Source organism: Luteibacter sahnii, assembly GCF_034063545.1.
Lineage (GTDB): Bacteria > Pseudomonadota > Gammaproteobacteria > Xanthomonadales > Rhodanobacteraceae > Luteibacter > Luteibacter sahnii.
The window spans coordinates 1,052,920-1,073,117 of the sequence record NZ_JAQLOK010000002.1 but is presented as its reverse complement, the minus strand read 5'-3'; the positions used below and the strand labels follow the sequence as shown (position 1 = coordinate 1,073,117).

General features: G+C 66.5%; 18 protein-coding genes and 1 tRNA gene. 13 read left to right on the top strand and 6 right to left on the bottom strand.

What is annotated here, in order from left to right; translation table 11 throughout:
- Nucleotides 1–36: 36 nt before the first annotated feature.
- Both trpC and PI246_RS10170 read left to right on the top strand, forming a co-directional pair.
- Nucleotides 37–888: an indole-3-glycerol phosphate synthase TrpC gene (gene trpC, locus PI246_RS10175; RefSeq protein ID WP_320551141.1), complete on the top strand. Its 852-nt coding sequence runs from the start codon at nucleotides 37–39 to the stop codon at nucleotides 886–888.
- A gap of 8 nt (nucleotides 889–896) precedes the next feature.
- The gene (locus PI246_RS10170) at nucleotides 897–1,601 is read left to right on the top strand and encodes a haloacid dehalogenase-like hydrolase (protein WP_320551140.1); all 705 of its coding nucleotides are present in this window, start codon (nucleotides 897–899) and stop codon (nucleotides 1,599–1,601) included.
- On the opposite strand, the gene PI246_RS10165 is transcribed toward PI246_RS10170, so the two are convergent.
- Nucleotides 1,598–2,350 carry a sulfite exporter TauE/SafE family protein gene (locus tag PI246_RS10165; protein WP_320551139.1) on the bottom strand — a complete coding sequence of 251 codons (753 nt, stop codon included), beginning with the start codon at nucleotides 2,348–2,350 and terminating at the stop codon, nucleotides 1,598–1,600. The genes PI246_RS10170 and PI246_RS10165 overlap by 4 nt on opposite strands.
- Before the next feature lie 144 nt (nucleotides 2,351–2,494).
- Between PI246_RS10165 and PI246_RS10160 the strand changes: the two genes are divergently transcribed.
- The gene (locus PI246_RS10160) at nucleotides 2,495–3,445 is read left to right on the top strand and encodes a bifunctional helix-turn-helix transcriptional regulator/GNAT family N-acetyltransferase (RefSeq protein WP_320551138.1); all 951 of its coding nucleotides are present in this window, start codon (nucleotides 2,495–2,497) and stop codon (nucleotides 3,443–3,445) included.
- A gap of 15 nt (nucleotides 3,446–3,460) precedes the next feature.
- On the opposite strand, the gene crp is transcribed toward PI246_RS10160, so the two are convergent.
- Nucleotides 3,461–4,156: a cAMP-activated global transcriptional regulator CRP gene (crp, locus tag PI246_RS10155; RefSeq protein WP_320551137.1), complete on the bottom strand. Its 696-nt coding sequence runs from the start codon at nucleotides 4,154–4,156 to the stop codon at nucleotides 3,461–3,463.
- 340 nt (nucleotides 4,157–4,496) lie between these two features.
- On the opposite strand from crp, the gene speD reads away from it, so the two are divergent.
- Nucleotides 4,497–5,282: an adenosylmethionine decarboxylase gene (gene speD / locus PI246_RS10150; protein ID WP_036109987.1), complete on the top strand. Its 786-nt coding sequence runs from the start codon at nucleotides 4,497–4,499 to the stop codon at nucleotides 5,280–5,282.
- 122 nt (nucleotides 5,283–5,404) lie between these two features.
- Here the strand turns inward: speD and coq7 are convergent, their stop codons facing one another.
- The gene (coq7, locus tag PI246_RS10145) at nucleotides 5,405–6,046 is read right to left on the bottom strand and encodes a 2-polyprenyl-3-methyl-6-methoxy-1,4-benzoquinone monooxygenase (RefSeq protein ID WP_320551136.1); all 642 of its coding nucleotides are present in this window, start codon (nucleotides 6,044–6,046) and stop codon (nucleotides 5,405–5,407) included.
- A 271-nt stretch (nucleotides 6,047–6,317) separates the two neighbouring features.
- On the opposite strand from coq7, the gene rplM reads away from it, so the two are divergent.
- The 5 genes from rplM to PI246_RS10120 all read left to right on the top strand — a co-directional run bounded on the left by rplM (nucleotide 6,318) and on the right by PI246_RS10120 (nucleotide 11,761).
- On the top strand, nucleotides 6,318–6,746 hold the full coding sequence (gene rplM / locus PI246_RS10140) for a 50S ribosomal protein L13 (RefSeq protein ID WP_144916172.1): 429 nt from the start codon (nucleotides 6,318–6,320) through the stop codon (nucleotides 6,744–6,746).
- A gap of 9 nt (nucleotides 6,747–6,755) precedes the next feature.
- Nucleotides 6,756–7,148: a 30S ribosomal protein S9 gene (gene rpsI, locus PI246_RS10135; protein ID WP_144916175.1), complete on the top strand. Its 393-nt coding sequence runs from the start codon at nucleotides 6,756–6,758 to the stop codon at nucleotides 7,146–7,148.
- Between the two features lie 69 nt (nucleotides 7,149–7,217).
- Nucleotides 7,218–7,291, top strand: a tRNA-Gln gene (locus PI246_RS10130).
- 535 nt (nucleotides 7,292–7,826) lie between these two features.
- Entirely contained in the window at nucleotides 7,827–11,255 is a 3,429-nt protein-coding gene (locus PI246_RS10125; RefSeq protein WP_320551135.1) for an EAL domain-containing protein, read from the top strand.
- Nucleotides 11,256–11,314: 59 nt separating this feature from the next.
- Nucleotides 11,315–11,761, top strand: a complete 447-nt coding sequence (locus PI246_RS10120) for a GNAT family N-acetyltransferase (protein WP_320551134.1) — start codon at nucleotides 11,315–11,317, stop codon at nucleotides 11,759–11,761.
- Between the two features lie 314 nt (nucleotides 11,762–12,075).
- On the opposite strand, the gene PI246_RS10115 is transcribed toward PI246_RS10120, so the two are convergent.
- Entirely contained in the window at nucleotides 12,076–13,383 is a 1,308-nt protein-coding gene (locus tag PI246_RS10115; RefSeq protein ID WP_320551133.1) for an nSTAND1 domain-containing NTPase, read from the bottom strand.
- 250 nt (nucleotides 13,384–13,633) lie between these two features.
- On the opposite strand from PI246_RS10115, the gene PI246_RS10110 reads away from it, so the two are divergent.
- From PI246_RS10110 to PI246_RS10100, 3 genes are all read left to right on the top strand, one after another.
- Entirely contained in the window at nucleotides 13,634–14,299 is a 666-nt protein-coding gene (locus PI246_RS10110) for a response regulator transcription factor (protein WP_320551132.1), read from the top strand.
- 94 nt (nucleotides 14,300–14,393) lie between these two features.
- Nucleotides 14,394–14,882, top strand: a complete 489-nt coding sequence (locus tag PI246_RS10105) for a hypothetical protein (RefSeq protein WP_320551131.1) — start codon at nucleotides 14,394–14,396, stop codon at nucleotides 14,880–14,882.
- 162 nt (nucleotides 14,883–15,044) lie between these two features.
- Nucleotides 15,045–15,554 (top strand): hypothetical protein, encoded by a 510-nt coding sequence (locus PI246_RS10100; RefSeq protein WP_320551130.1) that lies wholly within the window; start codon nucleotides 15,045–15,047, stop codon nucleotides 15,552–15,554.
- 44 nt (nucleotides 15,555–15,598) lie between these two features.
- On the opposite strand, the gene PI246_RS10095 is transcribed toward PI246_RS10100, so the two are convergent.
- Together PI246_RS10095 and PI246_RS10090 are read right to left on the bottom strand one after the other, a co-directional pair.
- A complete protein-coding gene (locus tag PI246_RS10095; protein WP_320551129.1) occupies nucleotides 15,599–15,979 on the bottom strand; it encodes a hypothetical protein in 381 nt (126 codons plus the stop codon).
- Nucleotides 15,980–15,984: 5 nt separating this feature from the next.
- Nucleotides 15,985–19,251, bottom strand: coding sequence for an nSTAND1 domain-containing NTPase (locus PI246_RS10090; RefSeq protein ID WP_320551128.1), 3,267 nt, complete (start codon nucleotides 19,249–19,251; stop codon nucleotides 15,985–15,987).
- A gap of 248 nt (nucleotides 19,252–19,499) precedes the next feature.
- Between PI246_RS10090 and PI246_RS10085 the strand changes: the two genes are divergently transcribed.
- Complete coding sequence (locus PI246_RS10085; RefSeq protein ID WP_320551127.1) at nucleotides 19,500–20,177, top strand: response regulator transcription factor; 678 nt, start codon at nucleotides 19,500–19,502, stop codon at nucleotides 20,175–20,177.
- The last annotated feature ends 21 nt before the right edge of the window (nucleotides 20,178–20,198 follow it).

Genomic DNA, 20,198 nt, shown 5'->3' with positions numbered 1-20,198 from the left:
CCGCGTGACGGCTTCGCCCCATTAGGAACCGCATCGATGCCCGACATTCTCCACCGGATCCTCGACCGCAAGCTCGAAGAGATCGCCGAACGCAGCCGGCACCGCACGCTGGACGATCTCGCCGCCCGCATCGCCGACCTCGAAGAAACCCGTGGCTTCGTCGCCGCGATCGACGCGCAGCTTCACGACCAGAAGCCCGCCGTGATCGCCGAGATCAAGAAGGCCAGCCCCAGCAAGGGCCTGATACGTCCCGACTTCGATCCCGCTGCCATCGCCCGCAGCTACCAGGCCGGCGGCGCGACCTGTCTCTCGGTGCTTACCGACGCCGACTTCTTCCAGGGCCACGAAGATTTCGTCCGCCAGGCCCGCGCGGCGTGTACGCTGCCGATCCTGCGCAAGGATTTCATCATCGACGAATACCAGGTGTACGAAGCCCGGGTGATCGGCGCCGACTGCATCCTGCTTATCGTGTCGGCCTTCGCGCAGAAAGAGCCCGACGGCGACCGCATCTACGACGAGGCGCGCCTCACCGAGCTGTCGATGCTCGCGGCCGAACTCGACCTCGACGTGCTGGTGGAGGTGCACGACGAGGAGGAGCTCGAGATCGCGTTGGGCCTGCCCGCTCCGCTCATCGGCGTGAACAATCGCAACCTGCGCACGTTCGAGACGTCGCTGGGCACCTCGCTCAAGCTCAAGGATCGCGTGGGCCCGGAGACCGCTATCGTCGCGGAGTCCGGCATCCACACGCACGAAGACGTGCGCAAGCTGCGCGAGGCGGGCATCCACACGTTCCTGGTGGGCGAAGCGTTCATGCGCGCGCCTGATCCCGGCGAAGAGCTCAAGAAACTCTTCTTCACCCACCCGCATCCCCACCCGCACCGACACTGATCCGCGCGATGACACAGGGGATGGACACGGTGGCGGCCGAGGCCGCCGCCGATACGCGGCGCGTGGTGCTGTTCGACTTCGACGGCGTGATCGTGCGTCACCAGACGCTCGAGCTTTATTTCCGTGAGCGTCTGAGCGGGTTCGGACGCTGGCGGCTGCTGCTGGCGTTGCCGGTGCTGCCCTTCGTGCCGATGCTCTTGCCTCGCGTCGGTGGCAGTCGGTTCCTGGGGCGGCTCTTTCTTCGGGTGACTACCTTCGGACGCCGCGAGGCGACCTATCGCCGGCACGTCGCCGCCTTCGGCCGTACCTATGCGCGCCGTCCGGGGGTGTTCGTGCGCGATGCCGTCGCGGCGCTCAGACGCCACCAGAGCATGGGCGATCGCGTGATCATCGTCACCGGCAACGACGCGACGCTCGTGCAGGCGATCCTCGACGAGGTGAACCTCGGCGGCTGCGAACTGGTCGCGTCCCGCACGAAGGGCGGCCTGTTCGGCATGCGGTTCGTGGTGCACAACGTGGACACGGCCAAGCCGCTGTCCCTTCAGCGCGCCGGCGTGCCCCGGCCTTGCGCGGTGGCCTACGGCGATTCGTTGTCGGACCTGCCGATGCTGCGTCTCGCCGACACGCCCCGCCTGGTCAACGCGCGGGAAAAGACGATAAAGAAGATGCGCAAGGCGCTCGGGGATCGCCTCGACACCCTGGACTGGTTCTAGGCGGCCACGAACACGTGATGGATCAGCTGATAGAGGCTGATGCCGATAATCAGGCAGCCGACGGCCGTCATCACGTAGCGCGGCGGCAGGTGTTTCACCAGCCAGGCCGCTACCGGCGCGGCGATCACGCCGCCCGTGAGCAGCCCGAGCACGATCGGCCAGTGGTTCACCCCGAGATGCGCCACCAGCGTGCTGGAGATCGCGATGGTCACCACGAACTCGGCGGCGTTGACGGTGCCGATGGTCTGCCGTACGGCGCCGCCGCGGGCGAGCAGGGTGGAGGTGGCGATCGGTCCCCAGCCACCGCCGCCGATGGCGTCGAGCAGGCCGGCGAAGAACCCCAGCACGCCCTTGTGTCGCACGCGGTGGTGCGACACTGTCCGCCCGGCGGCCCGGCCCAGCACCACGATGCCCAGCACGAGCAGGTAGACATAAACGAAGGGCTTGATCGCCTCGCCGGGCACACTGGCGAGAAACCAGGCGCCGATCACGCCGCCGACCACACCGGGGATCGCCAGGCGGCGGAAGGCTTTCCAGTCGACATTGCCGAAGAACGCGTGGGCGCCCCCCGAAACGCCGGTCGTCACCACTTCCGCCGTATGCACGGTGGCGCTGGCCACCGCCGGGGGAAGGCCCAGGGCGAGCAGCACCGCGTTGGACACCAGGCCATAGGCCATGCCCAGCGCGCCGTCGACGAGCTGGGCAAGCAGGCCGACGCCCGCGAAAATCAGGAATTGGCTCCAGTCCATCCGCCATCCGGGCTGAAAATCAGACGCCTACCCTATACGACCGGCACGCGTACGCCACATGAAAGCCCTGCAAAATGGCTTGCGTGCGACGATGTGCCGCCGTAACGTCGTTGGCTTGCGATTCAAATGTGTAAGGACTGACGCATGTATCTTTCCTCGCTCCGGGAACTGGCGCTGGGCAGCCGCCTCAAGGCGTTGAGCGATCACTTCTACCAAGCCGTGGACGAGGTGTACCGGGCATGCGGCGCGGGCATTGAGTCGCGCTGGTTCCCGGTATTGCGCTTCCTGCGCGACGTCGGCCCGAGTACCGTTACCGAGGTGGCGCTCGCCATCGGCCAGACCCATTCGGCCGTCAGCCAGCTCGCCGATCGCCTGGTGGACGCCGGCATGGTGATCCGTCAACGCGACCCGCAAGACGGTCGGCGCAGCGTCCTGGTGCTGACCGAGGCGGGCGAGCGTGCCCTGGGTGCGCTCGGGCCGGTCTGGCTGGCGATCCGCCGCGGCATGGGCGAATCGATGGGACCACGTGGCCAGGAGCTGCTAGACGCCATCGATGCCTGTGAGCACGCCCTCGCCCAGCGTCCGGTGGTGCCGGCCATCCTCGGCCAGCATGCCGCGCTGGCGCGCGAGGCGGTGACGGTGGTGCCCTACGACCCGGCGCTGCGCGAGCACTTCTTCCGGCTCAACCGGCAATGGCTCGAACGCTACTTCCGGGTCGAGGACGTCGACCATGCCGTGCTTTCGGATCCCGAGGGCGCCATCGTCGCCGAAGGCGGGCAGGTGCTGTTCGCTCTCTACGCCGGGGAAACCGTTGGCACCTGCGCGCTGATCCACGAAGGCGAGGGGGTCTACGAGCTGACCAAGATGGCCGTGGACGAGAACTATCGCGGGCTCGGCGCGGGGCGCAAGCTACTGGATGCCGCGATCGCGGCGTACCGCGGGCTCGGCGGCCGCACCTTGTTCCTGGAGTCCAACAGCCGCCTGACCCGCGCCCTGGGCATGTACGAGCGCGCTGGTTTCGTGATGCAAAAGGGCCCCCGGCCCGGTTCGCATTACGAGCGGGCCGACGTCTACATGGTCTACGAAGGCGCCTGAAAGCCCGAACGCGCCTTAGCGCGTGCCGCGCACCACGATGGTCTTGCCGGACACGTCGATCATGCGCTCTTCCTCCAGCTGCTTGAGCACGCGGCCGACCATCTCGCGCGAGCAACCGACGATGCGGCTGACTTCCTGCCGGGAGATGCGGATCTGGGTCCCGTCCGGGTGGGTCATGGCGTCGGGCTCCTGGCAAAGATCGAGCAGGGTGCGAGAGACGCGGTTGGTGACGTCCATGAACGCCATGCGGCTGACCTGGCGCGAGGTGCGCAGCAGGCGGTTGGTCAGTTGGGCACCGATCGCGAACAGCAGTTTGGGGCACTCGGCGGCAAGCGGGCCTTCCAGCAGCTGGAACAAGCGCTCGTAGCTGATTTCGGCCATCTCGCAGGGCGTGCGGGTGCGCACCAGCGACTCGCGCTGGGCCTGCTCGACGAACAGTCCCATCTCGCCGATGAACTGGCCCCGGTTGATGTAGGCGAGGATCAGTTCGCGCCCTTCCTCGTCTTCCGTGCAGACGGCAAGGGAGCCTTCCATCACGTAATAAAGGGTGTTGGCCGGGTCGCCCGGACGGATGATGGCGGTCTTGCCGGGATAACGGCGGCGATGGCAGGCATCGAGGAAGCGGCCCATCGAGGCGGGATCAGGCGCGAAGCTGGTCGGTGCCTGTGACCGTTCGAACGCTTGTTGCAACAGATATTTGAGTTGTGCCACAGCGGATTCCGTTAAGCCTCAATGGCATGGCGTCCCCCCGTGCGGTCTTTGCCGCCGGAAAACCGTCGGGCGTCGCCGAGTCGCCATGTCCCCGGCCGGATTATGGCAGACATCCGGTAGGGGTAATCCAGCCTTTTCGCGGGCCAGATCACCGAACGTGTTCAAATCCTGACCATCTTGCCCCATAATTTCACCCCCTCGGCGGGGATGCCCTGTCTCACGCCGTTCACAAGGGGCGGGCAGACTGCCCGTCTGCGCGTTCGCTTCCTATCTTCTTGCGGGGACCCTTGCTGCTAACCCGCGTCTGCTGCTGGCCTTCCCCCGGCCTCGGAGAGTCGCTGTGGTCAAACCGCTTCCCCGCCTTCGCCTGCAGGGTTTCAACAACCTCACCAAGGCGCTGAGCTTCAACATCTACGACATCTGCTACGCCGTCTCGGAGCAGCAGCGTCAGAACTACATCGAATACATCGATGAACAGTACGACGCCGACCGCCTGACGCAGATCCTCACCGATGTGGCCGAGATCATCGGCGCCAACATCCTGAACATCGCGCGCCAGGATTACGACCCGCAGGGCGCATCGGTCACCATCCTCATCTCCGAGGAGCCGGTGGTCGAGAAGCTCGGCCGCGACACCATCTCGGGCGCCGTCGTGGCGCATATGGACAAGAGCCACATCACCGTCCACACCTATCCCGAGACGCATCCGCACAACGGCATCGCCACCTTCCGCGCCGACATCGACGTGGCCACCTGCGGCGTGATCTCGCCGCTGAAGGCGCTCAACTACCTGATCGACAGCTTCGAGTCCGACATCGTCATCGCCGACTACCGCGTGCGTGGCTTCACGCGCGACGTGAAGGGCAAGAAGCACTTCATCGACCACAAGATCAACTCGGTGCAGGACTACCTCGCCAAGCACATCCGCCAGAAGTACGAGATGTTCGACGTGAACGTCTACCAGGAAAACATCTTCCACACGAAGATGCACATCAAGGACTTCGACCTCGACACCTACCTGTTCGAGGCCCAGGCCGACGACCTCTCGTTCAAGGAGCGCCAGCGTATCGAGTCGCTGCTCCGCCGTGAGATCGAAGAGCTCTTCCACGGCCGCAACCTGATGTGACGAACGAGCCCCGCGACAGCGGGGCTTTTTCGTTGGGCGTCATTGGCGCCTGGCTACGGTACGTGGACAGGCGCGCGCCGCCTGCATGTCCACGTACCGGGCAGGGACGGAGGCGCCTGCGGTCAGAGGCGGTAAGCGACTGTCTTCATCACCGACGAGGCGGCGTGCATCAGGCCCGGGATGGGAAACGGCAGATCGATGCCGCCGCGCGCCTGGGCCGCCTGGGCATGGCGTACCTCGTCGGCCTGCATCTGGCGGAGGATGGCGCGCGAGCGCTCGTCCTGGGGAGGCAGGCGTTCCAGGTGGTCGGCCAGGTGCGCCTCGACCTGACGCTCGGTCTCCACCACGAAACCCAGGCTGATCGGATCGCCCACGGCGGCCGCGGCCACGCCGATGGCGTAACTCCCGGCATACCACAGGGGATTGAGCAGGCTCGGGCGGCTATCGAGCTCCTTGAGGCGATCGGCGCACCACGCGAGATGGTCGGTTTCTTCCTGCGCCGCGTGCATCAGGTGGGCACGGGTCTCGTCGGTGCGGGCCAGGGCCGCCTGTCCGTAGTAGAGCGCCTGGGCGCAGACCTCGCCCACGTGGTTGATCCGCATCAGCCCCGCCGCATGGCGCCGCTCGGCGTCGTCGAGGGGGGCGTCGGCGAGGGCATGGCCGGGTGATGGGCGCGCGGCTTCCGGTGAGCCGGCCACGGCCTCCATGGCGCGTTCCAACCCTGCGAGCAGGCGATCCAAAGGGCTCAGGGTGCGGACGGACATGGAGGACGCTCCTTACGGATGGGGATGACACACGTTACAATGCGCGCCCGCCCGAACGGGGCATCGACGATGCGGCCACTTGTCGCGCCGTCCCTGTGAACGTCCCGGCAGGGTTGCGAGAAGGTCGTGTCATCGTGCTATGATTGTCGGCCCGAAGCTCACCTGTCTGGTGGGCTTGCGCGATGAAGGGCATTTCCGCTATTCTCTCGCGTCTTTGCTTTCACCGATTCCGTGTTCCGCCTCTTAGGGCGGCAAACCAGGTATTTTCGAAATGAAAACGTTCAGCGCCAAGCCGGAGAGCGTCAAGCGCGATTGGTTCGTGATCGACGCCACGAACAAGACCCTGGGTCGTCTGTCGACCGAGGTCGCGCGCCGTCTCCGTGGCAAGCACAAGCCGGAGTTCACCCCGCACGTCGATACCGGCGATTACATCGTCGTCATCAACGCGGGCAAGGTCGCCGTCACCGGTGCGAAGCTGGACGACAAGATGTATCACCGCTTCACCGGCTACGTCGGTAACCTGAAGACCACCAGCCTCAAGGACCTTCTGGCGACCTACCCGGAGCGCGTGATCGAGATCGCCGTCAAGGGCATGCTGCCGAAGAACCCGCTGGGTCGCGCCATGTACCGCAAGCTCAAGGTGTACGGCGGCGCCGAACATCCGCATACCGCCCAGCAGCCGCAGGCGCTGGAAATCTAAGGAACCGATATGGCTACCCAGCAGAATTACGGTACCGGCCGCCGCAAGACCTCCGCCGCCCGCGTGTTCCTTCGCAAGGGCACCGGTGGCATCGTCGTCAACGGCAAGCCGCTCGATCAGTTTTTCGGCCGCGAAACCTCGCGCATGATCGTCCGTCAGCCGCTTGAGCTGACCGACAATTCCGAGAAGTTTGATATCATGGTCACCGTCGCCGGTGGCGGCATCACGGGCCAGGCCGGCGCCATCCGCCTCGGTATCGCCCGCGCCCTCGTCGAATACGACGAAGCGCTGAAGTCGCCGCTTCGCAAGGCCGGTTTCATGACCCGCGACGCCCGCGAAGTCGAGCGTAAGAAGGTCGGTCTCCACAAGGCCCGCCGCGCCACGCAGTTCTCGAAGCGCTAATTCTGATTTAGAATTACCCGCTTCAACATTCGATGCTTCAAGGTCAGAGCGCATCGAATCCCGTTTTATTGGGAGATCGTCTAACGGTAGGACAACGGACTCTGACTCCGTTTATCTAGGTTCGAATCCTAGTCTCCCAGCCAAACTGGCAAAAGGCCTCGCAAATGCGGGGCCTTTTGCTTTTTCAGTATCCGTCGCGTGGCCAACGTGGTTGGTCAACCGATGCGCATGCTGACCACCACCTGCTCCGTCACCCTCTGGGGTGTGGCATTTTCGCCTGATCGCGCCGAGGTTGCTGTCGCCGAGCGTTACTCCGCCGCCACGCACTCGGCGCGCTGCTAGCCGCAGTGGGCGGCGTTGCGGGTGTTGCCGTCGCGCTCGGACTGGCACCCGGATACTGAACGGGGTCGGATGCTGCTCATGCGGCAGCGATCTAACACGAACGCCTGACGTCGGCGTCCTGGCGATCAACGAAGCCTGTGCCGTCGTCTGGCGCCGCACGCAACGAATTCGTGTCCCACGCATCTGTTTGCCCCTTCCCGACGTATATATCCTTGGGGACGTGTCATCCCACGGGACGGCACGCTCCTCGGCGTGGTGGGCCAGCACCTCGCCGGATCGATCTGGCCACAGGGGGCGTTGTCGTTGAAAACCAGGGTATCCCGACGCTTCTGGCCCTTGTCCGGTGCCTTCCTGGCCGCCAGCCTCGGAGCCTTGCTGACCTGGCTGACGGTGTCTGCCGTCGCGGATCGCACCCAGGCGGCTGCCCAGGCACGTTTTGACAGCGAGGCGGCCGAGCTGAAGGTCAACGTCATGGCCCGGCTCGAAAGGCCACGCTACGGCCTCGACGGCTTGCGCGGCACCGTTGCCGCCCTGGGAGAGGCGCCCGGTGTCGTCCAGTTTCGCAAGGCGGTGGCGGCGAGCGATCCCCGTGCGGAGCTCCCCGGCGTGCTGGGCTTCGGCTTCATCGCCGACGTCCCGCGTGATGCGCTCCCCGCATTTCTCGACAAGGCGCGATCGGAGTACGGCGATTCGTTCGCCCTGCGTACGTCGGGCGACGCCCAGGACCTTTACGTCATCCGTTCCATCGAGCCCTTGCCGGCCAATCGGGCGGCCCTCGGGTTCGACGTTGGCTCGGAGGTGCAGCGGCGTGCCACGTTGGACCGGGCTCGGACGACGGGCCAGCTCGCGGTGACGCCGCCGATCCATCTGTTGCAGAAGGCGGACGGAAGCTATGGCGCGCTGTACGTGACCGACGCTCGCGCGACCGACATCGATGGTCGGGTCCGGCATGTCGGTTGGGTGTATGCGGCGGTGCATTTCCCGACCGCCCTGGCTGACCTGTATCACCTCGCCGACCTCCATTTCGTCCTGACCGATCAGGCGGCGTCCGCGCGCGCGATCTTCGCCAGCGAGTCCGACGCGCTTCCCGGCGAGCCGGCGCTATTCCACCGTCGCGAAACGCTGGCTTTCGGTGGCCGGGACTTCGTGTTGTCCATTGCCAGCCGGCCGGAACTCGACGGGCTCACCGGCGGGCGCCGGCTGCTCCTCTTCTGGGAGTTGGGCGGTGTGATCAGTCTGCTGATGGGACTCGCCGCCTGGCTTCTCATCGGTGGCCGCCAGCGCGCGGTGGCCCTGGCGCGGCACATGACCCAGCAGTTGGATCGCCTGGCCAAAGTCGGCGAACTGACCATGGATAGCGTGCTCCTGGCCGATGCCGCGGGCCGAATCGCCTGGGCCAATCCCGCGTTCTATCGCACGCATCGGCAGTGCGCCGCCGAGGTGATCGGTCGTCCGCTTGCCGACTTCTGCGGCGAGACCATGGACGGCGATATGCCCGCCCGCGACGCATGGCAAGCCGCCTTGGCCGGCCAGGGCGCTTTTCGCGGGGAGACATGCTGGACGGCGACAGACGGCCACGTGCATTGGATGGAAACCGAGATCCAGCCGATCCACCATCGTGACGGCCAGTTCGGCGGGGTGGTCGTGATCCAGGCGGATATCACCGCGAGACGCCTTGCGGAGGAAGGACTCAAGGAGAGCGAAGCGTTTCTGGACCGCACCGGCCGCGCGGCGGGCGTGGGTGGCTGGCAGTTGGACCTCGTCACCCAGACCGTCACATGGTCCGCGGAGACGCGGCGGCTGCATGAGGTGCCCGACGACTTCCAGCCCGACTTCGCCAACGCGGTGGCGTTCTATCCGCCAGGGGCACGCGAGCGGATCGAAGTGGCGGTGGCGCACTCCATCGCCACCGGCGAAGGCTGGGATCTCGAACTGCCCTTTGTCACGTTCCGGGAAAAGCGGCTCTGGGTTCGCGCCATGGGGCTCGTCGAATTCGAAGGCGACCGCGCGGTACGGCTGACCGGCGCGTTCCAGGACATTACCCAGCGCAAGCAACTCGAAGTCGATCTCGAAGAACAGCGCGAGTTGCTCCGCGTCACCCTCAACTCGATCGGCGACGCCGTGGTGACCACGGATCCCGAAGCCCGGGTGACGTGGATGAATCCCGTCGCCGAGCGACTCTCCGGCTGGAAGGCCGACGAAGCGCGCGGCCGCCCGATCACCGACGTGCTTAACCTGGTCAATGAGGAGACCGCCCAGCCAGTCGAGAACCCCGTGCTCATCGCGTTGGCCGACAACAAGATCGTCGGCCTCGCCCACAACAGCGTGCTCCTGGCCAGGGATGGGAGCCGGTACGGCGTCGAGGATTCCGCCGCGCCGATTTTCGACACGCGGGGCACGGTCCTCGGTGGCGTGATGGTGTTCCATGACGTGACCGAAGCCCGTGCGATCCACCGCGAGATGGTGCACCACGCGCGCCACGACGTGCTGACGGGCCTGCCTAACCGCATCGAATTCGAAGCACGCGCTTCGCGCTTCCTCAAGCGCGTGCAGGCGACCGGCGGCGACGGGGTCGTGATGTTCATCGACCTGGACCATTTCAAGGTCGTCAACGATACCTGCGGGCACTTCGCCGGCGACGATCTCCTGCGCCAGGTGAGCGCGATCCTGGTCTCGGCGGTGCGCGGCTACGACACGGTCGCTCGCCTGGGCGGCGATGAGTTTGCGGTGCTCCTGGAAAATTGCTCGGCCATGCAGGCCGAAGGGATCGCCCAAGCCATCTGCGATGCAGTCGATCACTATCGCTTCGTGGCGCCCGATGGACAGCGATTCCGCGTCGGTACGTCGATCGGCCTGGCATCGATGGATGCCGCGGGCCGCTCACTGGAGCACCTGCTTCAGGCGGCGGACAGCGCCTGCTACGCGGCCAAGGCCGCCGGACGCCACCGCTACCAGGTATGGAGCGCTGGCGACGGCGACATCCAGTCGCGGGCGGGCGAGACGGCGTGGGGACTCGAAGTCGAGCGGGCGCTGGACGCCCAGGCGCTCGAACTCTACGCGCAACGCATCACGCCGCGGTCGTCCGATGTTCGGGCATCGACGCAAGGCGTTTCGTGCGAAATCCTCGTGCGCATGAAGACCGCCGACGGACAGGCCATTTCTCCCTCGGCGTTCATGCAGGCCGCCGAGCGTTATCAGCTCGCGTCGCAGATCGACCGATGGGTGGTGACGCGGGTCTTCCAGCGACTGGCGGACGGTGTCGCGGAACGTTTCGACCACGTCGGCATCAACCTGTCCGGCCAGTCCGTGAGCGATCCGGCGTTCCACGAGTTCATCAAGGCCATCATGGACCGCGCACGTTTCGACCTGCGCCGCATCTGCCTCGAGATCACGGAGACGGTGGCCATCACCAACCTGAGCGCGGCATCCATTTTCCTCAATGACATGCGACATCGCGGCGTGCGTGTGGCGATGGACGACTTCGGTGCCGGCGTGTCGTCATTCGGTTACCTGAAGTCGCTACATGTCGATTACCTGAAGATCGACGGCCAGTTCATTACGGGCCTCACGACCAGTCCCGTCGACCAGGTGTCGGTTCGAAGCTTCTGCGAACTCGCCCGCGTGCTCGGCATCCGTACCGTGGCGGAATACGTGCAGGACGAAGCCACGCTGCGCCTGCTGGATCGCCTGGGCGTGGATTTCGCGCAGGGCTACCACCTTCACGTACCCGAACGCTTCGACGATCTGCTGACGTCGCTGGATTAGTCCCGGCGAAAGAACGTGGCATGTGGGCGAGCCTGCGCCGAAGCATCGACACTCACGTCATGAGCATGACCTGCATCGTTCGCGCCGCCGCGCCCGTCGATCTCCCGGCGCTTCGCGAACTCTTTCTCTCAAGTCGGCGGCGTACGTTCACTTGGCTGCGGATGGATACGTTTCGCCTGGACGATTTCGATGCGCAGACCGAGGGAGAGCGCATGCTCGTGGCGGAGGTCGGCCAGGACATCGCCGGATTCATTTCCGTGTGGGAGCCCGATGACTTCATTCACCACCTGTTCGTCGACGCCGCGCACGCGCGACGAGGCATCGGCCGCGCCTTGCTGCGAGCGCTGCCTGGGTGGCCGGATCGAACGTACCGCCTCAAGTGCCTGTCCCGTAACCGGGCGGCGCTCGCGTTCTATGGCGCCCAGGGTTTTGTCCAGATCGATCACGGCGTGGGCGGGGACGGCGACTACGTCGTGCTGTCACGTGGCGGCGCCGATCAGCCGTGAAATCGCAGATCGGGACCGCGTGCCGTCGATGTCCCAGACTCGCACGGCATGACCACGCATGTTTTCATTGTGGTGGCGCGACCATGCGATGTGCGACAAGCCTTTGCCCTTTGGCGTGCGCGGCGTTCCCGCTTTCCGTCCGCGCGATAGAAACCTGGATTTGGCGCACCGACCTGTAGGGCTCGCCGGCGCTTTCCACCTTGACTGCACGGGTAGACACGAGCCGCCTGACAGAACGCCCGCCTTCTGCCGCCAAGGCACATCGTGCCCTTGGTGGATCACTGACGCGGCCGCTGCACCATGGCGGGAGGTGCTTAAGCATAGCCCCCAGCCTCGGCGAGCCGTATCGCCGCCAGCGGGCGGGGGGCGACGATGCAGGGCTGGTCGTCGAGCAGCCGGCTGGCGAGGATACGCGCGTCGACGAGGCTGTCGACCAGGGCGAGCTCGGCCTCGTCGAGCGAGCGTAACGGCACGCAGGGCGAGCGGAGCCGCCCGTCGGCGGTCACTAGGGCCAGCCGACGAAGCAGGCGGGGCAGGGCGGGGTGCCACGAGCCGTGCGTCTCTTTCAGGTGACGGAGGGCATGGCGGGTCAACGCTCCATCGATGCCGCCCACGGCGCGGTAGGTGTCGAACGGCATCACCCCCGAAGCGTCTCGTGAATGGAAGAGATCGGCCAGCATCTGCTGAAGCGCGGGGAGCGACCCGGGATGTTTCCAGGCGTCCTGCAGAAGCACGTCGTCGAGTTGGCGCGCGTCGTCGGGATCCTGTCCGAAGCGCAGGCCGCATGCGCGCGCCGGGTCGCGGATGATAGATGCGACCTCGCCCGCGCTGGGTGCGGTCACGGCGTATTCGATGCTTGTCTGCAAGAGCGAGTGCCCCATGCCGCGGCGACGGCAACCCGCCAGGTCGGCGTCGCGACAGGTGGCAATCAGCATGACCCGGGTATCGGTCGCCAGCCGATCGAGCATCGGCGCCAGGGTGGCCGGCATACGCTCCAGCCCGTCAGCCACGATCACGACACGCTGATGCGGCGCGGCCGACCGAAGCAGGTGATTGATGTCGTCGACCGTGTCCGGTGTCACCGACGACCAGCCGGCAAGCGGAAACGCCGCACGGGCGGCAGGTGCGATCAGCGAAGCGATGAGGCCGGCCATGACGAGTGAGGTTTTCCCGCAGGCGCTGGCACCGCGTACCACGATCGAGCGGATGCCGCCCGCGTGCGCCTCGAAAAACGTGTCGCGAAGGTCGGTCAGTGCCCGTGCGCGGCCAAAAAACACGGCGCCGTCGTCGACGCCATAGGGGTGGCATCCCCGATAGGGTGTGCTCGCTCGTGGCAACCGTGTCGTCGCGGGCGAGGCGACCGGAGCGACCAGCTGGTAGCCGCGCTTGCGCACCGTTGCGATATAGCGTGGCGCACGTGCATCGTCGTCCAGCGCCTTGCGTAGCATGGCGATCGTCTTGTGCACCGGGTTATCGCCGTAAAACCCGCTTCCCCAGCACGCCTGGAGCAGTCGCTCGGCGCTGACGACCTCGTCCGCATGCGTGGCGAGGTAGGACAGGACATCGGCATGACGCGGTTCCAGCGTCCGGCGTTCGCCGGGTCGCTCGATACGTCGGTGCATGGGAGAGACGCGCCAATCACCGACGGTGAATGGCTGGCTGTCATGGAGGGGGCTCACGCCGCCATGAATGGACATCGTGTTGCTTGCCTGAACTGGATGGGATTCGCGGGCCGTAAGGTTCCGGGAAGGACTTCGGCTGGCGTCATCTGCGACGGTAGGCGAAGTCTTCAACCGGAGTAGGTGGATGCAAGGAAGTTACCTGGACGGCCGTCCTGCGGACCCCATTCTGTCACAGCCCCGTCGAGGGGCGATGGAAGCCGGGCACCCGGGCGCGTCACGCGCTGTGCGCGTGGTGCTGGTGGATGAGCAACGGATCATGCGTGAAGGCCTGTCGGCGCTCCTGTCGAGCCGGGACCGGTTCGAAGTGATCGGCAGTGCGGGCGACGGACGCGACGGTCTGAAGCTCTGCCTGGATCACCGCCCGGACCTGGTGGTGTTCAACGACACGATGCCGGGCATGGGGGGATTCGAGATGGCACGACGGGTGGCGGCCCGGTGCGCCGCCACCCGCATGCTCTGCCTGTCCGAGAGCGGGGACCGCTCCAGCGTCAGGGCGGCGTTCGACGCAGGTGCCCACGGCTACGTGCTCAAGCGCTGCGCCTTCGACCACCTCATCGAGGGCATCGACAGCGTGCTGGCGGCCCGCTACCACGTCAGCCCCGAGCTGGCCCACGTGCTGGTGGAGGCCTTCTGCCGCGGGGGCAGGGGCGACGAGTCGGTGCTCACGCCCCGCGAACGGGAGGTGCTCCAGCTCTACGCGGAGGGCTACAGCACCCGGAAGATCGCCGAGCGCCTGCATATCAGCATGAAGACCGTCGGTACGCACCGGGAGCACATCCAGTCGAAGCTGGGCATCGAGGGCATCGCCGAACTCACCCGGTACGCCCTTCGTGCAGGTATCGCGACCATGCAGTAGCGGTTTGTGCCGATCCTGTCACTTCTCCTGAGGCATTTCGGAGGTTATCCTGCGGAAGGGAATAATCCGTTCATCGATCTACATGGAGTGACCTGTGAAGACCCGAATCCACCTCGCCCTGATCCTGGTCGCGCTGACCAGCCTGGATGCCAGCGCAGGCATTTTCTCCCGGTCCGAGACGCCGCCGTACCAGACCCGCGCGGAGCTCTACGATCCGACCTTCGTCAGGCAGCACCTGGTCGTGCACAAGAGCACGACGGCCGACGTGGAAAAGCTCTATGGCAAGCCGGATCGGCCGTCGGTCCAATCGGACGGTACGGAGCGCTGGAGTTATTCGATGTCCAGCACCTCTAACGGCGGGCTGGCCCGCTCCGCGGTGGTTCGCGGCGTGTCCGCGCTCTGGAGCCACGTGCCGTCGAACAACGCGACCAATATCGGTGAGGCGGAGTACAACAAGGCCAACGGCGGCGGCGGTAGCGCCAACGCGGTGGCCGACCAGACCATGGGCAAGGAAAAGACCGATTACCGGTCGATCTATTTCCAGTTCAAGGATGGCGTGCTCCAGTCGTACGGCATCAACTGACCGGACGTCCCGTCGTCCCGTCGAAAGGCCCCGCTCCGGCGGGGCTTTTTCGTTTCTGCGCGGATAGGCACGGCACCGGCGGCAAGTCGGTAAAAAACCGATGCCGCGGCCTCCGCCCCGCGCCTAGCCTGTGTCTCACCACACACACAGGAGCTACGCGCCATGTTTCCCGAACTCGCCCGTGCCAAGGACAAGGTGATCTATCCGGTCGTCCACGATTTCTACGAGAACGACGGTAAGGTTCACTACATCGCCCACGCCATCATGTCCAACGGCGTGGCCATCAAGCTGGGCAACGAGTCCGACAACTCGACCGGCGGCAGCACGCGCAGCCATCCCGACCAGAAATTCTGGAGCGAAAACACCCTGCCGAGCCTGGCCAAGCTACGGGAAAAATGTGGCCTGGGCACCGCGACCATTACGCGTATCGAAATCGACTGTACCCTGATGCCATGCGACGGTCAGTGGGATGGCTGCACCTTCGTGGTGCCCACGCTGGTCAATCGTGTTTATCCCTCCACGCCGTTGCGGATCTTCTCGCACCGTGACGAGAAGGTGGCGCAGCCGGGCAGCACCAGCACCAAGCGCTACTTCGATTGCCGCTCCAACGATACGAACGACGCACTGAAGACGGCACTCGGCAATCACGGCGGCTGGGGCTGGACCTCGTGACGTGACGGGCGCCCTTCCGCGAGGGAAGGGCGCCCCTGTCCGGATCAGCCCGGCGGCGGATCGTTGGTCACCTGCGGGTCGAGGCCCAGCGTGTCGCCACCGCCGGTGTCGGAGCAGTCATCCACCTTCACCATCACCAGCAACTGGGTGAGTCGCTTGACCTTGTTCTTATGGGTAATGGCGATGGCATCGCCGTCGTCGATCACCTCCGGCGCGCTGAACTGGTCGGCGGCATCGCTGGTGTAGATGTCCGACATGCGGAATCGCTTGCGGTCGTTCCTGGCGAGCCGATAGACGATGCGCGTGTCGCGGTGTTGCACGTGCACGAGATCCGGGTTGAACACGTAGTTGTATTTCCGTTGGCGGTCGTTGCCGAAGCCCGGCAGCGTTTCGTCGATGGTCAGCGTGACGTCGATCTGTGTCATGGCGGTCAGTGGTCCTTGCTCTGGATGTGGACGAACGACTCGAACGCCGGCGCGCGATAGCCCGATGCGCGCAGGCGTTCGAGGGATGGGGAGGCGGCATCATCATGGCCCAGCAGAAGCGATACGCGTACGTAAGGATCCAGTACCCGCGGATCCGCGCCATGCAGGGCGCGGGGACGGAGCTCCGCGACGGCGGCCCGCCAGTGGCCCAGGGCCCGCGACTCGTCCCCGCGCGCGCGGGCGATCTCGCCCGCCACGATCTGGGTGCCCGCGCGCAGCAAGCGGGTGGCGGCTGCATCGGGCGGTACGTCGCCATACAGCGCCAGGGCCTCGTTGATCGCGGCGGCGGCATCGCCGATGCGGCCTTCCCGCAGCCACGCACTGCTTTCCCAGGTGCGGTTCACGGCCAGCAGGAGGCGCCAGTCCGCGACCCGGGCATCGATACGCGACAGATCGCGAAGCAGGCGCGCCGCATCGGCCAAGCACCGCAGGGCCCGCGCGCTGTCACCCATGCCGAACGCGAGCCAGCCTCGCTGGGACAGCGTCAAGGCCAGATCACGTTGCCATTGGCGGTTGTCCGGGGTGTCATCGACCAGTCGCCTGAACGTGGCGGCCGCGGTCGCGTAGGTGGCGTCCGCCTCCGTGGCCAGGCCCATGTCGGCTTGTGCCCGCGCCAGGTGGAGGTCGGAAAGCGCACGCCGGTAGAGCCACTGATCGGTCGGCGCGCCGCCCGCACGCCCCGCGCGCACGGCGTCCCGTTCCTGGCCCAGGTGATCCAGGGCGCTGGCCAGGTCGCCGTGTTGCTGCTCCACGCTGGCCAGCCAGCTCATCGTGTCGGCCTGCTCAAGCCACACGGCGTGGTCATCGGGACGCATGCCCAGTACGCGACGCTTGAGTGCGGCGGATGCGTCGAACCGCAGCTTCGCCTCGTCGGCGCGTCCGGCGCGCAGCGCCGCCGTGCCCAGGCTGTTCTCGGCGTAGGAAAGTTCGAGCCAGCCATCCGGGTCATCCGGCTCGAGCCGAACGCGTTGCAGCGCATCCGACCGGTAGGTGCGCCACCAGTGCAGGGCTTCGTCGGCATGACCGTACGCGGCGGCGACCTGCGCGCGCCAGAAATCGATCTTGCCGCGCTCCGCATAGGCCACCGCAAGCGACGGATCGCCGGTCGCCAAACGGTCGACGCTCGCGGCGGCCGATTGCAACGCCTGTGCGGCGGCGTCCAGATCGCCACGTGCGAACCGTATTTCCCCGATCTGGCGCAAGGCCCGTGCCTGTCGTGCGACAGCATCGGGATCGTCGCGGCGACCGTCGTGCATCAGCACGGCCATGGCGCGCCCGGTCACTTCGTCGAGCAGATCCAGGCGCCCCAACGCGCTGAGCCGCTCGTACATGTCGCCCAGCATGAAGTCGAGCAACCCCTCCGCGTCGGCGCGCCGCGCCTCGGCGCGGCGGCTGGCCAGGCGCGCGTCCACGGCCGCTACCGACGAGAAGACGGCCAATCCGAGAATCGCACCTGCCATGGTGCAGAGCAGGGCCGTCGCCAGGCGGGCGTGGCGCGACGAACGGCGCACGAACGATCGCTGCGCCTTGTCGAGCGGTGGATGCCCCTCTCGCATCAGATGGCGCGCGTCCGCCAGCAACTGGCCCCGGGGTATGAGGTATTCGCGACGTTGACCGTCGGCATGCCAGCGGCGGCTCATGTCACCCAGGCGTGCGCGCGTGCGCAGCGCCGCCCGGTGGGCTTCCAGCCACTGCACCACGCGCGGCCAATGACGAAGCAGCGCTTCATGCGCCACGGTGAAGCAAGGCTCGTCGTTGTCGAGCAGGCTGACGATGAGCCGCCCGTCGACGAGCTGGCGGACCGCATGCCGTTCGTCGTCGTCCACGTCACGCCAGCGCACCGTGCACGCGATGGCTTCGTCCTCGCCCGAGACCGTCACCAGCCGGTGGAGCAGTCGGGGAAACGTCTTCGCCGCCCGCGCGTCGAGGCTCGCGTGGATGCGCTCGGCGCGGCTGGCAAGCGCCCCTTCGATACCCCCGAGGGCGGCATAGGCGGCGAAGCCAAGGGTGCCGTCGTCGTCGCGCGCTTCGTACAGGGCCTGCAGGGTGTACTGCAGCAGCGGCAGGCTGCCCGTCGCGCGACAGGCGGCATCGAGCAGCACGTCGTCGAGCAGGCGCTCTCCCTGCGGGTCGCGGCCGAAACGGAGATCGGCGGCATACGCGGGCAGGCGGATGATCTGCGCGAGTTCGCCGGGTGTCGGCGGTGCCAGGTCGTAGATGCCGCCATCCTGTTTCAGGGCGCGCAGCGCGGGCATCGCCATGAGCGCGGGATAGAAATCGTTGCGGCAGGTGGCGACGACCAGCACGAGTCCGCTCCGCGCCAGGTGATCGAGTGCGTCGATCATCGGCGCGACCTCCGCGGCAGGCAGCGCGGTCAGCCCTTCGAGCGCGTCGATCGCCAGCAGTACCGTGCCGCGGGCGTCGCGCAACGCCGAAGCGATGCGCCGGGTGACGAAGGGGAGATCGTCCGCCAGCGCGCGGACGAGCGCGGGCCGCTCCGTTTCGACGAACACCGGCCGATCGCCGACGTCGAGTCGGCACAAGGCCGAGGCCAGCGATTCCAGCGGCGTGTGCGCAGGCTGGCGGGCGCTGAACGTCACCGACGCGGCGACACGCAAGCCGTCGTATCCGGCGCGTTCGGACAACGTGGGCACGACGGATGCCTGCACGAGCGAGGATTTGCCGCACCCGCTGGGGCCGGTGACCAGCACGAAAGCGCAACCCTCCGCGTGACTGCGCCGGACGACCCGGAGCACGGCCGCGCTGGCCTGTGCGCGACCGAAGAACACGTGCCGGTCGTCGCTGCCGAACGCCAGCAAACCGCGGAACGGCGATCCGCCACGCCAGCTCCCTCGTGGCACCCATGCGCGTTCGCGGGCGTCGGCAAACGCCACGCGGGCGATCACCTGGTAGCCCCGCTTGCGCACCGTCGCGATGTAGCGTGGCGAGCGCGCGTCGTCCTTCAGGATCTTTCGCAACAGGGCCACCGTCTTGTGCACGGGGTTGTCCCCGTAGAACGGGCCGCGCCAGCAATCGGTGAGGATCTGCTCGGTGCTTACCACGCCCCCCCCGCTACCGGCGAGATAGGCCAGCACGTCGATCAGCTTCGGCTCGAGCACATGGCGTTCGCCGTCTCGTTCGATGGACCGTTCCGCGGGTCGCACCGTCCAGTCCCCCAGGCTGAAAAAGATCGGGTCCCGCTCGCTGCGCATTGTCCCCATCCTGGTCCCGGCGCACGTCGAGATGCTCGTAAATGCCTGCCGTACCGTGTTTTTTTAAACCGTAAGAAAGCCGGAAGGACGGGCGCGCAGCGCCGCGCCAGGGTGCGTCCACCTTTCGCCTTCGGGAGTTTCCCCATGCATGGTTCCATCCCCGCCCACGGCCATGCCGGCCGCATTCTGTCACAGCCCCACCGAGCGCGTGTCGGCGCTGGTTCACGCTATGCCAGCGAGGTGAGGGCATGACGCCGGTCAGCGTGCTACTGGGCGACGAACAGGCGGTATTGCGCGAGGGCGTGGCCGCACTGCTGCTCGGCACCCACCGTTTCGACGTGGTGGGCGGCACCGGAGATGGCCGCGAACTGGTGCGCATGGCCTTGCGCCTGCAGCCGAGGTTGCTGATCTTCGACTGCGCGATGCGCGGGCTCAGTGGCCTGGAAGCGGCGCGGCGGCTCGGTCCGCGCTGTCCGGAAACGCGCATGCTCTGCCTGTCCGCCTACGACGACTCGCGTTGGGTACGTGCCGCCATCGATGCCGGCGCGCATGGTTACGTCCTCAAGCGCGACGGGTACGGCGTGCTCTCCGAAGGCATCGAGGCCGTACTGAAGGCGAGGTATTTCGTCAGCCCGGACATCGGCCACGTCCTGGTGGATGGCCTGAGGCGACGGGCAGGCGCGTCCGCCATGGGCATGGGTGCCGCCCTGAGTACGCGAGAGCGCGAAGTCACGCAGTTGTTCGCCGAGGGTCTCTCCACGCGTCAGATCGCCGAACGCCTGCATGTGAGCGTGAAGACGGTGGGCACGCATCGCGAACACATCATGAGCAAGCTCGGGTTGCAGGGCATCGCCCAGCTGACCCGCTACGCGTTGCGCGAGGGACTCACCGTACTCGAACCCGGCATGCCCGATCAGGATGGGTGACGGGCGCGATCAGGGTTTTGC

Excerpts from the sequence above, each read along its gene's own strand:
- trpC (WP_320551141.1), top strand. The coding sequence starts at position 37 with ATGCCCGACATTCTCCACCGGATCCTCGACCGCAAGCTCGAAGAGATC.
- PI246_RS10170 (WP_320551140.1), top strand. The coding sequence starts at position 897 with ATGACACAGGGGATGGACACGGTGGCGGCCGAGGCCGCCGCCGATACG.
- PI246_RS10165 (WP_320551139.1), bottom strand. The coding sequence starts at position 2,350 with ATGGACTGGAGCCAATTCCTGATTTTCGCGGGCGTCGGCCTGCTTGCC.
- PI246_RS10160 (WP_320551138.1), top strand. The coding sequence starts at position 2,495 with ATGTATCTTTCCTCGCTCCGGGAACTGGCGCTGGGCAGCCGCCTCAAG.
- coq7 (WP_320551136.1), bottom strand. The coding sequence starts at position 6,046 with ATGTCCGTCCGCACCCTGAGCCCTTTGGATCGCCTGCTCGCAGGGTTG.
- rplM (WP_144916172.1), top strand. The coding sequence starts at position 6,318 with ATGAAAACGTTCAGCGCCAAGCCGGAGAGCGTCAAGCGCGATTGGTTC.
- rpsI (WP_144916175.1), top strand. The coding sequence starts at position 6,756 with ATGGCTACCCAGCAGAATTACGGTACCGGCCGCCGCAAGACCTCCGCC.
- PI246_RS10120 (WP_320551134.1), top strand. The coding sequence starts at position 11,315 with ATGAGCATGACCTGCATCGTTCGCGCCGCCGCGCCCGTCGATCTCCCG.
- PI246_RS10115 (WP_320551133.1), bottom strand. The coding sequence starts at position 13,383 with ATGCACCGACGTATCGAGCGACCCGGCGAACGCCGGACGCTGGAACCG.
- PI246_RS10110 (WP_320551132.1), top strand. The coding sequence starts at position 13,634 with ATGGAAGCCGGGCACCCGGGCGCGTCACGCGCTGTGCGCGTGGTGCTG.
- PI246_RS10100 (WP_320551130.1), top strand. The coding sequence starts at position 15,045 with ATGTTTCCCGAACTCGCCCGTGCCAAGGACAAGGTGATCTATCCGGTC.
- PI246_RS10095 (WP_320551129.1), bottom strand. The coding sequence starts at position 15,979 with ATGACACAGATCGACGTCACGCTGACCATCGACGAAACGCTGCCGGGC.
- PI246_RS10090 (WP_320551128.1), bottom strand. The coding sequence starts at position 19,251 with ATGCGCAGCGAGCGGGACCCGATCTTTTTCAGCCTGGGGGACTGGACG.
- PI246_RS10085 (WP_320551127.1), top strand. The coding sequence starts at position 19,500 with ATGACGCCGGTCAGCGTGCTACTGGGCGACGAACAGGCGGTATTGCGC.